Source organism: Pseudomonas akapageensis (assembly GCF_011355085.1).
GTDB lineage: Bacteria > Pseudomonadota > Gammaproteobacteria > Pseudomonadales > Pseudomonadaceae > Aquipseudomonas > Aquipseudomonas akapageensis.
In genome coordinates, this window is sequence record NZ_VXCP01000011.1 from 23116 (window position 1) to 37366 (window position 14251).

A 14251-nucleotide genomic window follows, 5' to 3' on the forward strand; every position below is an offset into this window, starting at 1 on the left:
GTAATCCTCTTGAAAGCCGTCTCGGCGGCCTGCTGATTCATCCGCAAACCCGTTCGGCACGCCGCAACCGCGCCAAGCGTGTGCACAGGTGATCGAGTACCTGGGCTTCGCGAGCGTGCAAAAAGAAGTGGTCACCCACGAACGAGGTGCAACTGAAGGTGCCGCGAGTCTCGGAGCGCCAGGCCTGCAGGGCAGCTGCGCCCATGTAGTCGCCATCACCACCCAGAACGTGCAGGGCGCACGTCAGGGGTGGCCTGTGCACCGGACCGTAACCGGTGCACAGGCGGAAATCGGCGCGCAATACCGGCAGCACCATGGCCATCAGTTCGGGGCTGTGAATGACTTCTGCGGCAGTACCACCGAGCCGGCGCAGCTCGTCGACCAGTCCGGCGTCGGTGTCCAGCCGGGCGTAGCGCTCATCATCCCGGTGACCCGGCGCACTGGCGCCGGAAAGGAACAACTGCTCGGGCTGCGGCAGGCCATGCCGGCGCAGGGCATGGGTCACCTCGAAGGCAATCAAGGCGCCCATGCTGTGACCGAAAAAGGCGTAGGGCGTGTGGATATCGGCGCGCAACTCGGTGACGAGCTGTTCGACCAGGGGCATGAGTTGCTCGTGCAATGGCTCGCCAAAGCGAGCACCACGGCCAGGCAGCTCCACCGGCCGCACATCGAGCCACGCCGGCAAGCCACGGCGCCAGCGCGCATAGAACTGAGCGCTGGCCCCGGCATAAGGGAAACAGAAGAGTTTTACCACTGAGTCTTCTCCACCAATCGTCGACGACGCATCACGAAAAATGAGCGTGTATCGACAGGTTATGCAGAGAAGACGAATGACAATGAGAATAGTTTACAACAAACAACCGATCGCAGAATCAGGGACTCGGCGCCAGTACCAAAGTGCGATGCGCTTGTTTTTCCAGGCGCTGCCGCTCGCTGATCATCGGCACCAGGCGACCATTGGCCCAGCCTTCGAGCATGTCGCCATAGTGCGATGAAAAGGGATTGCCGGACTGGCCGCTACTGAGAATGAAACCGGAAGCTTGCGGATCATCGAGGTCGTACACCGCACGCAGGCCCGGCCCGACATCGTCCAGGTACAGGCCACTGGCCTGGTCGTAGTAGTAACCGGCGTAGTTCACCGTGTCGCGGCCACCGTCGTTGGCGATGCTCAGGTTGAACAAATGCGACAGCAGCGGCACGTTGCCGAACACCGCATGACGGGACAAGGCCTTGTGCGCATCCCCCCAATGCCAGCTGTCCATGGAGCTGCCGTACTTCTGACTCAGATTGTCCAGTGCCTGCACCAGGCTTTCGCTCAGCAAGCGCCGGCAGGCACCGGCCCCATCCGATTCGTCCAGGGCTTCGGCACACCAACGGCTCGCCCCTGCGCGGTCGGCCAGTACATTGGCGATGAAGGCAGGATTGTGCTCGCCGATCTGCTCGTACAACTCGCCCAGGCGTTTGGCGTACAGGCGCTCGGTGAACAGGCGCAGCCACTCGGCATAGATCAGCGGCTCGGCGCGGGCACGCAGCATTGCGCCATCCCATCTGGCAAGACGCTGCACAGCCTCGGCGGCTCGCGGATCCTGAGTGGGAACCTGCAGCATCAGCGGCAGCAACTGCCGGGCAACCGGGTTGCTGGCATCCATTTGCATGCGCTGCATATCTTCACGGGAATGGACGCCCGCCTCGGCCAGCAGGTCATGAATACGCCCGGAACGATAGGGCAGCACCCAGTTGGACGTGATCCAGCGGTCATAGCCCGGTGGCGTGATCTTCTGGTTTGCGGTGACCAGCTCGCCATTGGCCGGGTCCAGCTGTTGCGGCAAGGCGTCGAAGGGGATGAAACCCTGCCAGTCGTAGCGTGCATCCCAACCCGGCGACGGCGCACGGCCCATCAGGTCGTTGCCTGCTTGCCGTTGCGGCACCCGGCCAGCGGCGATAAAACCGATGCTGCCGGCGTTGTCGGCATAGACGATGTTCTGCTGTGGCGAATGGAAATCCCGGGTGGCGGCCAGCAGGCCCGCACCGTCGGCAGCAAGGGCCGCCTTGAGCGGGAATTGCAGGGACAGGTCGTCATCGCGCAGGCCGACCCAGTCCAGCGCCATCACGCTGCCCTCGCCTGCCAGGGTACCGGCACGCTCCAGCACATCGGAAATCACCGGACCATGGCGAGTGCTGCGCACGCGTTGCAGCACATCGTCGCCATCCTTGACCCGGATGCGCTCTTCGCGCACGCCGAAAGCGGCACTGCCTTCAGGGGTCAGGTAACGGCTGGTGTCGCCGGGCAGCTGCTTTTCCAGATACAGGTCGGCGACGTCCGAATGGGTATTGGTGAACGACCAGGCGACGTTCTGGTTGCGCCCCAGAATCACCCCCGGCATGCCTGGCAATGTCGCGCCGATCACGTCCAGCCCCGGCGCATGCAGTTGCGCCAGGTACCACAGGGTCGGCGCACTGAGCATCAGGTGCGGATCGTTGGCCAGCAGCGGCTTGCCGCTGTCGGTACGGCTGCCGGCCAGCGCCCAGCTGTTGGAACCGATGCCCACCGGCTGGCGCTCGGGGAAGGCCGCCAGCAGCCCGGCCCATGGACTGCCTGCGCCTGCGTACAGTTGCTTGAGGTCCGGCAGTGCCGGGCGCTGGTCACCGGGATAGGACGGAATCAGTTCGGCCACCTGCTCGGGACTGAACTGCTGGCTCAACTGCGCGGTGGCCAATTCATCCCAGACATTGCCCGCCATGCGCCAGGCCATGAGCCGGAAAAACGCCAATGAGTCAGCGGGCTGCCAGGGCCCTGGACGAAAGCTGGCAATCACGAACTCCGGCGCCAACACCGGGTGCTCGGCCAGGTACGCATTGACGCCTTTGCTGTAGGCCTCCAGCGTCGCCCGGGTACCGGCGTCCAGCGCCGCCAGGTTGCGTTCGGCGATGGCATGCAAGCCAAGGGTGCGGAACAAGCGGTCACTGGGCAAGACCTTGGCACCGAACACCTCTGCCAGTGTGCCGCTGGCCATGCGCCGGTTCATTTCCATCTGCCACATCCGGTCCTGGGCATGCACGTAGCCGAGGGCGAAATAGGCATCGGCCGAGGTTTTCGCGAACAGGTGCGCAACGCCGTCGGCATCGCGCACCACGTCGACCGCGGCGGACAACCCGTTCACCGATACTTCGCCGGCGGTTTGCGGCAGCGAGCGCCAGGCATAAACCGCGCAGGTGCCAGCCAGCAGCAACAACGCCGCCAGCAGGAAGATGACCAAGCGTTTCAGATAAATCATGGGGCTTCCGTTTCAACTGATCGATAGGCAGGCACCGGACGCACTCAGTCTGCTGAACTGAGCGCCGCCACGGCATCGAGAGAAGCGCGGGCCCGGGAAAGCCCCTGAAGTTCGACGAGCTGGCCTGCATCCATCTTCAACAGGCGGTCGGCGAGGTGGAAATAGCGTTCGTCGTGGGTAATGGCGAATACCGTCTTGCCGGTGCTGCGCAGGTACTCAAGCAAGCCGACGTAGAACAGCTGGCGATATTCCGGGTCCTGGTCGGCCGCCCATTCGTCCAGCAGCAACACGGGACGCTGCTCCAGCGCAGCCAGCATGAGCGCCAGGCGCTTGCGCTGGCCCTGGGAATACGCCGTACCCGGCAGGCGTCCATTCACAGGCTTGACCTTGTCGCCAAGGGCCAGGCGCTCCAGCCATTGCGCCACCAGCGTCGAATCGGCGGTTGCGCCCGCGCCATCGAGCAACTGGGCGAACAGATGAAAGTCGGAAAACACTGCCGCGAACAATTGCCGGTACGCGGGCATCTGCGCGGCATCCAGCGGCTGGCCATCGAACAGAATCCGCCCGCTGTCCGGCACGCTCAAGCCGCACAGCAGGCGCGCCATACTCGACTTGCCACTGCCGTTGCCACCGATCAGAAACACCACTTCGCCGCGCTGCAGGGTCAGATTCAAGGGCCCCACTGCAAACCCTGCTTCACCATCGCGCTCGCCATAACGGTAGTGCACGTCTTCCAGGGTGAGGCTCTGCCAGTCGGCAGGCAGTGCCTGAGGCAAGGCAAAACCCTCCTGGTACGGAGCCAGCTCCAGACTGTCGAGCTTGGCCAATGCGACATTACCGGAAATGATCCCCGGCATCGCACCGACCACCAGGCCCAGTGGCGCACTGAGGTACAACAGGGTCACGGCGAAGGTGGTGGCGACGGCGTTGTCCGCCCAGCCAAAGTGATTGGCAAGGAAAAAACTCAAGCCAATGGCTGCCAGCAGCATGACGCTGATCCAGTTGCTGTAGGCGCTGTAGAACAGGTCGGCACGCGCCTGGTGACGGCGGTCGGCGCATGCACTGCGTTCGAACTCTTCCTCATAGACCTTTTGCGCCCGATGACGGTTCAGGCGTAACTCCTTACGCCCTTCGAGCACCGCGCGATAGCTGTCGTACAACTGATCGGCCGCCTCCCGGGCGCTCGCCACTTCACGGTGGGTGATGCCAAGCAACCGCCAGGCCACCAGCAGCGCAGACCCGATAAGGGCCAGGGTCGCCAGGAACAGGGGCAATGACAGCCAGGCCAGGTAGGCACTCGCGGCAACGCTCAGCAGCGCACCGTGGATCACCACCGGCAATCGCACGAAGGCCACCGACAGCATCTGCACGTCGGCGCTGAGACTCGCCTGGATTCGCGACGGCCCCAGGGTGCCCAGGCGCGCCAGGGAGGTGTCGAGAATCCGTTTGAGCAGGGTATTGCGCAGGATCAGTACGCCACGGTGCCCCAGGCTGGTCATGCCGATCTGCGCGATCACGCCCGAGGCCAGCAACGCCAGCAACAACCCGGCGAACTGCACCAGGGCCGGCCCCAATGCCGTACCGGGCTGGGCCAGGCGCAGGTTGATGAACGCAATAACCCCGACGCCGATGGCCGCACTCGATATGCTCAGCAGACTGATGGCCACGGCGAGCCCCGGATGGCGCCCAAAGAGCATTCGCATCAACTTCATGGCAAAGGTATCCCGGCCTGTGCCTGGCCTGCGGCCGGCACCGGCAATTCGTAGAGTCGTCCGCCTTCCATCTTCAGGAGCCGGTCGGCGAGGTGGAAATAATGATCGTCATGGGTGATCGCAATAACGGTCACGCCTTGCTCGCTCAAGCGTGGCAAGAGCTGCTGATAAAACTCGCGGCGATAGGCCGGATCCTGATCGGCGGCCCACTCGTCGAGCAACAGCACGCCCCGCCCTTCCAGCACCGCCAGCAACAGGCCCAGGCGCTTGCGCTGGCCCTGGGACAACTGAAGATCGAGCAAGCGCGCGTGTTCGATGCGCGCTTTCCTGTCCATGCGCAACAGCGCCAGCCATGCCTGGATGGCGCCTTCAGGCGCATCCGCGCCCGCCACGCCAAGGAGCTGGCGAAACAGGTGAAAGTCGGTAAACACCGTACTGAACAACTGCTGATAGGCCGCGACATCCTGGTCGCCCAGTTCTCGGCCATCGACCCGCAGGCAACCTGTGCCGGGCCGATACAGGCCCGTGATCAGCCGCGCCAGCGTGGACTTGCCGCTGCCATTGCCACCGATCAGGAACACCCGCTCGCCGCGCTGCAACGTCAGATCCAGCGGGCCTACGACAAAGCCCGAACCGTCTTCGGACAGGTAGCGGTAAGCCACCCCATCCAGTTGCAGGCGCTGCCAACCCTCGAAAGCCGTGGCAGCCGGCAGGTCGAAACCTTTCCGCCAGGGTTGCAGTTGCAGTGCGTTGACCTTGTCCAGCGCCACGTTCGCCCCCAACAGGTTCGGAATCGCCGCCATGCTCGACACCAGGGGCGCGCGCACGAACAGGATCACCAGGGCGAAGGTCGAAGCCACGGTGTAGTCGGCCCAGCCATAACCACCCAGCAGGGCAAAAACCAGCGCGACACTGGCCAGGATCATGCAGTTGACCCAGTTGCTGTTGGACCAGTGAAAGGTATCGGCGCGCACCACATGATGGAAATAATCAGAGGCACTGGCGAGGTATTCCTGCTCGTAGAGGTGCTGCGCCCGCGTGCGATTCAGCGCCAGTTCCTGCCGCCCTTCGATCACTGCACGGTAGTGCTCGTGCAGCGCGTCGTCGGCTTCACGCAACTGGCGCATGTGCGCCTGGGTGCGGCGCATCAGTTGCTGGCTGACAACCACCATCAAGGTCAGCCAGGCCAGGGTTGCGCCGAACAGCGGTAGCGACAGCCACGCCAGGTAGCCAAAGGCGACCAGGGTCAGGGTCGAGCCGTAGACAATCTCCGGCAGGTTGATAAAGCCGATGGTGATCTTCTGTACATCGCCACTGAGGCTCGCCAGCAGACGCGCACTGCCCAGGCTTTCGAGGCGATCGACATCCGAGTCCAGCACCTGCTTGACCAGCCTGCGGCGCAAGCCATGGACGAATCGATGCCCAAGGTTGGCGATGAAGGCCTGCACGCCGAAACTCAACGCGAACAGCAGCGCCAGCAGGCCAGCGAATGCAAGCATCGCACCTGCGGCAGCACCCTCGGCATCCATCAGACGGCTCTTGATGAAGGCGATGACGCCGACATTCAACACCGCGCTGGCCGCACTCAATAGCAACACCCATAACAACGGCCAGCGGTACTGCCGGTAGATCAGCCCTAGCAACCCCATTCATCCTCCCTTGGCTTTGTTTGAAACTCCGCTGTCAGCGGCGTTATGCCCGAGCCTGTCGACCGTCGTCGCGCGCGTGGCTCCAGGTCAACGGCGGTGGTACGGGCGTTGTGGCGTACAGCGGTTTTTCCGCGAGGCTGTTGATGATCACCGACGAACGCCAGGCCGCCAGGCTCAGTTGCGGATCGGCAATGCCATGGGTGAAGCGGCCGGCATTCTGGACATAGATACGGTTGCCGGCCGGGCCATCCCACTTCGCGGAATAATCCTGATTGAGCAACAGACCACCTTCCGCATCATGGGCCAGGCGCGGAACCAGGGCCGCAATGCACTTGGGCATGGTCTGCTGATAACCGGTGGCAAGAATCACCTCATCGCTATCGAGACGTTCGCGGGTGCCATTGAAGCCATTGTGGTTAGTGAGTTGGAAATGCCCGTTGTGACGCTGCATGGCCACCACTTCACGCTGCGGCAGAATACGCGCCTGCACCGACTGCTTATTGAAGAATTCGTTCTCGTACAGCGCCTGGGAAACCTCACGCAGCGTGACCGGCGATACCCCGTCGCCCGCCAGCTTCTGCTGAACCACCAGGCGACGCTTGTCGGCTTCAGGCAACGCGTAGAACTCGCGCACATAATCTGGGGAGAAGTACTCGTTGGTGAACGGCGTCTCGTCCAGCGGCTCGAGATTGGCCCGGCGCGTGATCCAGTTCAGCTCGGACACCACGCCTCGGCGCCCGGACAGCACATCGAGGAAAATCTCCGCACCACTCTGGCCGCCGCCGACTACTGTCACTCGCTTGCCGGCCAGCGAATGCTGCGCATGCATGTAGCCATGACTGTGCTGGCAATGCTCGCCGTTGAGCATCCGCCCCCACTCCGGAACGTGTGGCAGCAAGCCGGTCGCCACCACAATGTGGCGAGCTTTCAATGAAGGACGATTGGCAAATCCGATGACGAAGTCATGACCGTCAAAGGTGACTTCCTGCACTTCGCTGGAGAACGCGACATTGGGCAATTGCTCGGACACCCAGCGCATGTAGTCAGCGTATTCGACGCGGCGCACATTGGTGTATTCGGCATTGATGAAACGGTAGAAACGACCTTTGTCGACCAGGTAGTTCAGGAACCCGTAGCGGCTGCTCGGGTCCACCGGCGTGACCATGTCCTTGAGGTAGGAGGTCTGCATGTAGGTGCCGGGCAACATCATCCCGGAGTGCCAGTCGAAACGCGGCCTGCGCTCGAAGAAGCAGCTGTTGAGCTGGGCCTGAGGGGCCAGCAGCGCGGCCAGACTCAGATTGAAAGGGCCGACGCCGATCCCGGCGACATCCAGGCGCTTGGCCATTTGCAGCAGTTCCATGATGAGCTCCCTCTTGGTGCTCCCCCGCGCTACCGACTCCGGCCGGTGGTGGAGGTTGTGATACGTGGGACGGACGCAAACGCATCCGCCCGCCAATTCCAAGTGGTCAACGATCGATCAGTTGGCCATTTGCTGACGCAGGCTCAGCGGCCGCATATCGGTCCAGACGCTGGCGATGTGGGCCAGGCATTCCTGGCGCAGACCGCGCTTGCCGGCAGGCTGCCAGCCCTCGGGAATCGCCTTGTATTCGGGCCAGATGGAATACTGCTGCTCACCATTGACGACCACGATGAAGACGGCATTTTCACTGTCGAAACTCATATTGTTCCTTCCTGTCGAGCGGAATCAGCTGACCAAATCGTAGGCATCTGCCTACAACCTGTTTTGGCTTGTCGAGGAATTGACGAATGAGAATGATTTTAATTTAAGAAGCGAAAGCAAAACTCCGCGCGCTCGTCTCTCGTTCCCACGCTCTGCGTGGGAATACAGTGCCAGACGCTCCAGCGTCGACGCGGAGCGTCGCAGGATGCATTCCCACGCAGAGCGTGGGAACGAGTCAGCGTGGGAACGAGTGAAGCGCTTCACACGCCATGGTTCGGCGCATCGGCAAAGAACACTTCACGGGGCAGGATCATCATCGCGGCGCGTTTGTGCGGGAAGTCGAATTCCTTCTCACGGTAGAAACCGGTGCGCTGCAAATAGTCGATCATCTTCGCGTTGTCGGCACGCGGCTCGGCGACGACACGCTGGGTGCGGGCATCATCGAGAAACAGGAAGTGCGCCAGCGCCGGCAGCCAGGCGCCGATCCGATGAGCACCACGGAAGCGTTGCTCGCCAACCAGCATATGGATGCCACGGTCGTAATCGTCCACATCGTAGTAAGGTGCGATCCGGTCCTCTCGTGCCCAATAGGCTTCGAAATAGCCGAAAGGCTCATCATCGAAACAGCCGATCAGCGGATGCACCTTGGGGTCCGCCAACAAGGTATCCAGATACTCGCGATGCTCTTGCTGGCTGCCGGTCATTTCCCAGAACGCTGCCACGCGCGGGTCATTCTGCCAATGGCTGAACACCTCAAGATCGTGCTGCGGGTCGAGGGTGCGCAACGAAATCGTTGCTTCGATTTCCGGGACATAACGCCGGTACACAGTGCCGCTTTGCCGCGGCGCCCGTTGTGGATGGCGCTTGCCATTGCTCAACCGGTACTGCAACGGATATTGACTGGAAGGCGGATACGCCAGCCAGGACTGCGGGTGCTGGCGGAATAAATGCTGCGGGCAAATCAGCGCGTCGTCGGCCTGGGCGTGAACCACCACGCCCTCGCGCAACAGAATGCCGACCTGTGCCTGCCCCGGAACCGACAGCGCGATTTCACGCACCGGGTGAACCAGGAATGCCGCGTGCAACGCGGCCAATGTCAGCTCCTTGACCTGCGCGACCTCGCACGGCTGCAGCACCAGGCGAGCGCGTTCGGTACCCGTGGCCACCATGAGCGAACCCAGGAAGCGGCCTTCGAAATCAATGTGCAATTGCTCACCCTGCTGCTGCACGGACAGCCGGCGGCCATCCGCCTGAAGGAGGGATAAAAGGGATGAAGTCATGACGACACCAAGCTTGGCTGATGGGCTCGCCCCCTCGGTTCAGGAGGGGGCGAAGTTTTGGGAAAGACGCTTACCAGTCGTAGGACACGGACGTGGAGATCATGCGCGGGTAGCCGTAGTTGCAGCGGAATTCGCCGTTCTGGCAGGTGGCATACTCTTTGTCGAAAACGTTCTTGGCGTTCAACTGCACGCGCCAGTTTTCCAGTTGATAATGAACCATGGCGTCGACCAGGGTGTAGCCCGGGATATCCAGCCGGTTGGCGTCGTCACCGAAGCTCGAACCGACGTAGCGCACACCGGCGCCGAAGCCCAGACCTTTGACCTCGCCGCTCTGGAAGGTGTAGTCGGCCCAGATCGAGCCCATTTTCTCCGGCACGTTGAACGGACGGTTGCCTTCGAAGTTGGTGTCCTTGGTGATCTCGACCTTGTTGTAGGTCAGGTTGGTGATCACGTTGAACTCATCGCTGAAACTGGCAATCGCTTCCAGCTCGACACCGCGAGATTTGACTTCGCCGATCTGGATCTGGCGCTGACCGGTCGGGTCGTTAGGATCGAGGGTCGGAACGTCCTGCTTGCGCAAGTCGAAGGCCGACAAGGTGACGGAGCTGTTCGACCCCCTCGGCTGGTACTTGATACCGACTTCATGCTGCTCACCGGTGGTGGGCTTCATGATCTCGGTGGTCAGGCCCACGGTCGGAGCGAAGGATTGCGAGTAGCTGTAGTACGGTGCCAGACCGTTGTCAGCGAGATAGACCACACCCGCGCGCCCGGTGGCCTTCCGGTCGTTGCGCTCAGCGCTACCCGCCGGATTGCTCGCCTCGAAGACACCCGTGCCGCCGTTGACATCCTGCGTCACGCGCGCCCAGTCGACCCGACCACCCAGAGTGAAGACGAACTTGTCGACCTTGAACTGATCCTGGAGGTAGGCGCCCAACTGACGCACATCGCTGGTCAAGTCGTTGGTCGTTTCCAGATCGCTCGGCGTGAAGTTGCCGTAAACCGGATTGAAGAAATCGAACGGGTTCGGGTCGCCGCCCGGGCTGCTCTGGTTGAAGATGTCGTAGGTGGTGTATTGCAGGTCACCGCCCATGGTCACGTTGTGCTCCACGGCACCGGTGTTGAACTGCGCCAGGAACTGGTTATCCAGCGCCCAGCCGGTGACCTTGGTCTTGGAGGTCAATGCACCGCGGAACCCCTGGGCAAAATCTTCCGGTGCCAGGTCCGCCGTCGGCGCCGGGTTGAAATACCCCAGGCCGAAGACAGTTTTGTAGTCCAGCTTCAAATGGCGATAGCGGAAGTTCTGCTTGAAGCTCCAGACATCGTTGAACGCGTGATCGAAGCTGTAACCGATGCTTTCCTGATCGCGATCGAAGTGGTCGAAGTCCGGCTCACCGACAAACAGATCGGCATCATAGCGACCCAACGGGTTCTTTTTGACAGTGCCCTCATACGGCAGGTACTGGAACACCGAGCCCAGTCGCTCATGCTGAACCTGTGTGAGGATTGTCAGCGAGGTGTCATCGTTGATATTCCAGGTCAGCGCCGGCGCGATGAACCAGCTGTCTTCATCCACATGGTCGATCTGCGTCGAGCCATCCTTGACCTGCGCCGTCAGACGGCCGAGGAAGCGGCCGTCGTCATCCAGCTTGCCGCCGATGTCGAACGCACCGATTTTCTTGTCGTAGCTGCCGTACTCAGCCCTGACCTCGTGGATAGGCACCTCGGTCGGACGCTTGCTGACCTGGTTGACCAGGCCGCCCGGCGAGCTTTGACCGAACAGGACGGAGCTCGGGCCGCGCACCACTTCCACGCTCTCGAGGCTGTAGGGGTCGACGCGCCACATGCCGTAGTTGCGGTTGAGCAGGTTCAGCCCATCGAGAAACAGGCCGTCGTTGGACTGGTCGAAACCGCGGATATAGATGTAGTCGTTGCGGTTGTCCGCACCGAAGGGTTCAGAGTTGACACCGGCGGTGTAGCGCAAGGCTTCGCTGAGGTTCTGCGCATCCTGCGCATCCATCTGCTTGCGCGTGACCACGGTCACCGATTGCGGGTTCTCGATCAGCGGCACATTGCTCTTGGTGATACCCGGCGCCTCCTTGGCGACGTAGCCGGTGTCTTCGACAGCGTTGGCCTTTACGGACGAGGGTGCCAGCTCGACATAGTCCTTGGTGCTTTTATCGGCACCGTCTTGCGCGTGGACTACAGCCAATGGCAGCAGCGAGCTCAATGCCGTCGCCGCACCCAACCCCAGCCAATGTGAAGTGATTGCTCCGACGCCGTGCTTGCGTGCCTGCTTCCCCACTCTCAACCCCAATTTCATTACGCTCCCCGCCCCTGTAAACGCTGCTGATTTTTGGTATTGAGAATAGTTTACATATGAGAACGCTAACGTGAAACACTCTTCTTACGCAAATGAACGAAACGTCCTATAGGTCTTGGCACCGGCGGCCTGCAACACAGCAGGATGGAGGGAGGGGAAATCGGCAGGATGGGTACGCAACTCGGGCAGCCGAGGCTAGAATCGGGGGCAAACAACAAGCAAAGGAAGCACCGGCATGTCGATTACCGCTCGCCCATTCAATTACCCCTACGATGGCAACTTCGAACCCGGCAAGACCGCATTGCTGGTCATCGATATGCAGATCGATTTCATCTCCCACGATGGCTACTTCGCGAAGATGGGATATGACCCGGCGTCCGTTCGCAAAATCATCCCCATCGTCAACGACGTCATCGAGGCTGCACGCAAGATCGGCTGTCTGATCATCCATACGCGCCAGGGCTATCGCGCCGACATGGCCGACATGACCCCCTACGAAAAGTGGCGCCGCACCCAATCGGGTCTGGATAACACCAACGTATTGCTGCGCGGGTCTCCGGGTTTCGAAATCGATCCGCAAATCAATGTCAGCCCGGACGACGTCATCATCGACAAAACCGCCAACGGCGCGTTTACCTATACGGAGCTCGATCATGTGCTGCGGGCCAAAGGCATCACCCATCTGCTGTTCACCGGCTGCACCACGGATGTGTGCGTCAGCACGACCATGCGCGAAGCACAGGACCGCAATTATCAGAACCTGCTGATCGAAGACGCCTGCGCCAGCGGCGATCAATACGCGCACGAAGCCGCCATTTACATGGTGACCGTGGAGAATGGGATTTTCGGGACTGTGGCGGGAAGTCGGGAAGTGATCGAGTGCTTGTCGCGTTTTAAAACGGTCTGACAGGGAGCGACTGTAAAACATCCCGTTACCATCATCGATCTATCGACAAATCATCTTAGGAATTATCCTGCGCGCGCTGTCGCCTCGGGATGATTGTCCGATCCAGGTCGGGGGGCTAACTTCACTCGGTCGCTGAAAACAGCGGCCGGGTGTGAGAAACCCGAACAGGAACTTAGTGGCAGCAGCTTCATGGCGGCCGTACGTGGGCAGACTTCGGTCTGGCCGGGTTTCTGTTCCCTCGGTTTTCTCACCCCGCGTACGGCTGCCACCCTGACTTGTGAGAAAGGCTAAGTGGCAGCTCCGATGTTTGGATCTAGGAGCAGAATAATGAAAAAGATCACCCCCGACCCACCTTTCTCCCTCGGTAAAACCTCCACCACCCCATTCGGCACCTGCGATGCAGGCCACGCGCCCTTGTTCGCTGTGCGCGATGGCATTGCCGCCGAAGATGCCCTGGTGCATGCGTCGTTGTTGTTGCGTGGGGTTTGCGACAGCACCAATGCCTGTTGTCAGCAGGGAAATAGCCTGGAGCACAATGGTTTGCTCTGGTCCAGCCTGCATAGCGCGGAGATGGCCAAGGCGCTGGTGGATGCAGTGCTGGATGGTATGCAAGTCTGACTGAGGTGAACCCACCCCTCACCCCAACCCTCTCCCCAGAGGGGAGAGGGAGCTGATCTCGTGAGATTGAAAGATTTGCTGCAGCCAACACAAATCGGCCCCCTCTCCCCCTTGAGGAGAGGGTTGGGGTGAGGGGTGGCCGCCACTGCTAAAAATGAGACCTTTACGCTGGTGCTGCCCCCGGGAGCACGCAGCATGATCCCGCTTGATCACTCGTCATCCCACGCCGGAATCCACCACTCCTGTACTGGAGCGCCTCCCCCCGCAAATCCCGACTTCTGTACTGAAAAAGCCCGGCTCAACGCTTTTTAGCCCGCAGCCGCATATCTTGTAGCTGATACCCAACCTCATCAAACCGGGCAATCAGTTCAATATCTTTTTCCAAGCCCAGCACAGTCAAAACCGCAAGATAAGCACCGATACCGACTCCGGCACGTCCGCGCTCCAAGGCCCTGAGCGTGGGAACAGACAACCCCGCTCGATTGGCCATTTGTTCCGCAGTCATGTGGCGTCGCTTTCGTGCGAGTGTCAACCGTTCCCCAAGCGACACAAGCATGGCCGGACATTCCGCGGATGAAAATATTGTTTTCTTTTTCATATTGAAATTATTTTTTCAAAACAAGCAAATTAATGAAACAAGACATTCACCACATACAAAAATTTAAAAAACACCCCACACTTTCGACTCAAACAATTTGAAACAGCATGTGTATATATGCCAGATATCACTGGACATACCCTGAACCAGTGTTAAGTTTCAAACATCACTTCGCCACCAGCTTTATCGACGACGTGATACTCCGCCCGGA

At 60.9% G+C, this 14251-nt stretch carries 11 protein-coding genes; 2 read left to right on the forward strand and 9 right to left on the reverse strand.

The features are described 5' to 3' along the window. Positions 1-37: 37 nt before the first annotated feature. The 8 genes from F2S13_RS09275 to F2S13_RS09310 all read right to left on the reverse strand — a co-directional run bounded on the left by F2S13_RS09275 (position 38) and on the right by F2S13_RS09310 (position 11917). Positions 38-754 carry a thioesterase II family protein gene (locus tag F2S13_RS09275; protein ID WP_343047377.1) on the reverse strand — a complete coding sequence of 239 codons (717 nt, stop codon included), beginning with the start codon at positions 752-754 and terminating at the stop codon, positions 38-40. Between the two features lie 118 nt (positions 755-872). After that, positions 873-3275, reverse strand: a complete 2403-nt coding sequence (locus F2S13_RS09280; protein ID WP_166360186.1) for a penicillin acylase family protein — start codon at positions 3273-3275, stop codon at positions 873-875. 44 nt (positions 3276-3319) lie between these two features. Further along, a complete protein-coding gene (locus F2S13_RS09285) occupies positions 3320-4987 on the reverse strand; it encodes a multidrug ABC transporter permease/ATP-binding protein (RefSeq protein WP_166360187.1) in 1668 nt (555 codons plus the stop codon). Then, a complete protein-coding gene (locus tag F2S13_RS09290; protein WP_166360188.1) occupies positions 4984-6636 on the reverse strand; it encodes a multidrug ABC transporter permease/ATP-binding protein in 1653 nt (550 codons plus the stop codon). Before F2S13_RS09290 ends, F2S13_RS09285 begins: the two co-directional genes overlap by 4 nt. 43 nt (positions 6637-6679) lie before the next feature. After that, a complete protein-coding gene (locus F2S13_RS09295; protein ID WP_166360189.1) occupies positions 6680-7996 on the reverse strand; it encodes a lysine N(6)-hydroxylase/L-ornithine N(5)-oxygenase family protein in 1317 nt (438 codons plus the stop codon). 117 nt (positions 7997-8113) lie between these two features. Beyond that, positions 8114-8317: an MbtH family protein gene (locus F2S13_RS09300; RefSeq protein WP_166360190.1), complete on the reverse strand. Its 204-nt coding sequence runs from the start codon at positions 8315-8317 to the stop codon at positions 8114-8116. Between the two features lie 260 nt (positions 8318-8577). Then, on the reverse strand, positions 8578-9597 hold the full coding sequence (locus F2S13_RS09305; protein WP_166360191.1) for a GNAT family N-acetyltransferase: 1020 nt from the start codon (positions 9595-9597) through the stop codon (positions 8578-8580). Between the two features lie 70 nt (positions 9598-9667). Further along, on the reverse strand, positions 9668-11917 hold the full coding sequence (locus tag F2S13_RS09310; protein ID WP_166360192.1) for a TonB-dependent siderophore receptor: 2250 nt from the start codon (positions 11915-11917) through the stop codon (positions 9668-9670). Positions 11918-12152: 235 nt separating this feature from the next. On the opposite strand from F2S13_RS09310, the gene F2S13_RS09315 reads away from it, so the two are divergent. Together F2S13_RS09315 and F2S13_RS09320 are read left to right on the forward strand one after the other, a co-directional pair. After that, positions 12153-12824, forward strand: a complete 672-nt coding sequence (locus F2S13_RS09315) for a cysteine hydrolase family protein (protein WP_166360193.1) — start codon at positions 12153-12155, stop codon at positions 12822-12824. A gap of 327 nt (positions 12825-13151) precedes the next feature. Continuing rightward, complete coding sequence (locus F2S13_RS09320; RefSeq protein ID WP_166360194.1) at positions 13152-13442, forward strand: DUF3077 domain-containing protein; 291 nt, start codon at positions 13152-13154, stop codon at positions 13440-13442. 298 nt (positions 13443-13740) lie between these two features. On the opposite strand, the gene F2S13_RS09325 is transcribed toward F2S13_RS09320, so the two are convergent. After that, on the reverse strand, positions 13741-14040 hold the full coding sequence (locus tag F2S13_RS09325; RefSeq protein ID WP_166360195.1) for a helix-turn-helix domain-containing protein: 300 nt from the start codon (positions 14038-14040) through the stop codon (positions 13741-13743). Positions 14041-14251: the final 211 nt, after the last annotated feature.

Coding starts and splice junctions, on each gene's coding strand:
- F2S13_RS09280 (WP_166360186.1), bottom strand. CDS start 3,275: ATGATTTATCTGAAACGCTTGGTCATCTTCCTGCTGGCGGCGTTGTTG.
- F2S13_RS09285 (WP_166360187.1), bottom strand. CDS start 4,987: ATGAAGTTGATGCGAATGCTCTTTGGGCGCCATCCGGGGCTCGCCGTG.
- F2S13_RS09290 (WP_166360188.1), bottom strand. CDS start 6,636: ATGGGGTTGCTAGGGCTGATCTACCGGCAGTACCGCTGGCCGTTGTTA.
- F2S13_RS09295 (WP_166360189.1), bottom strand. CDS start 7,996: ATGGAACTGCTGCAAATGGCCAAGCGCCTGGATGTCGCCGGGATCGGC.
- F2S13_RS09300 (WP_166360190.1), bottom strand. CDS start 8,317: ATGAGTTTCGACAGTGAAAATGCCGTCTTCATCGTGGTCGTCAATGGT.
- F2S13_RS09305 (WP_166360191.1), bottom strand. CDS start 9,597: ATGACTTCATCCCTTTTATCCCTCCTTCAGGCGGATGGCCGCCGGCTG.
- F2S13_RS09310 (WP_166360192.1), bottom strand. CDS start 11,917: ATGAAATTGGGGTTGAGAGTGGGGAAGCAGGCACGCAAGCACGGCGTC.
- F2S13_RS09315 (WP_166360193.1), top strand. CDS start 12,153: ATGTCGATTACCGCTCGCCCATTCAATTACCCCTACGATGGCAACTTC.
- F2S13_RS09320 (WP_166360194.1), top strand. CDS start 13,152: ATGAAAAAGATCACCCCCGACCCACCTTTCTCCCTCGGTAAAACCTCC.
- F2S13_RS09325 (WP_166360195.1), bottom strand. CDS start 14,040: ATGAAAAAGAAAACAATATTTTCATCCGCGGAATGTCCGGCCATGCTT.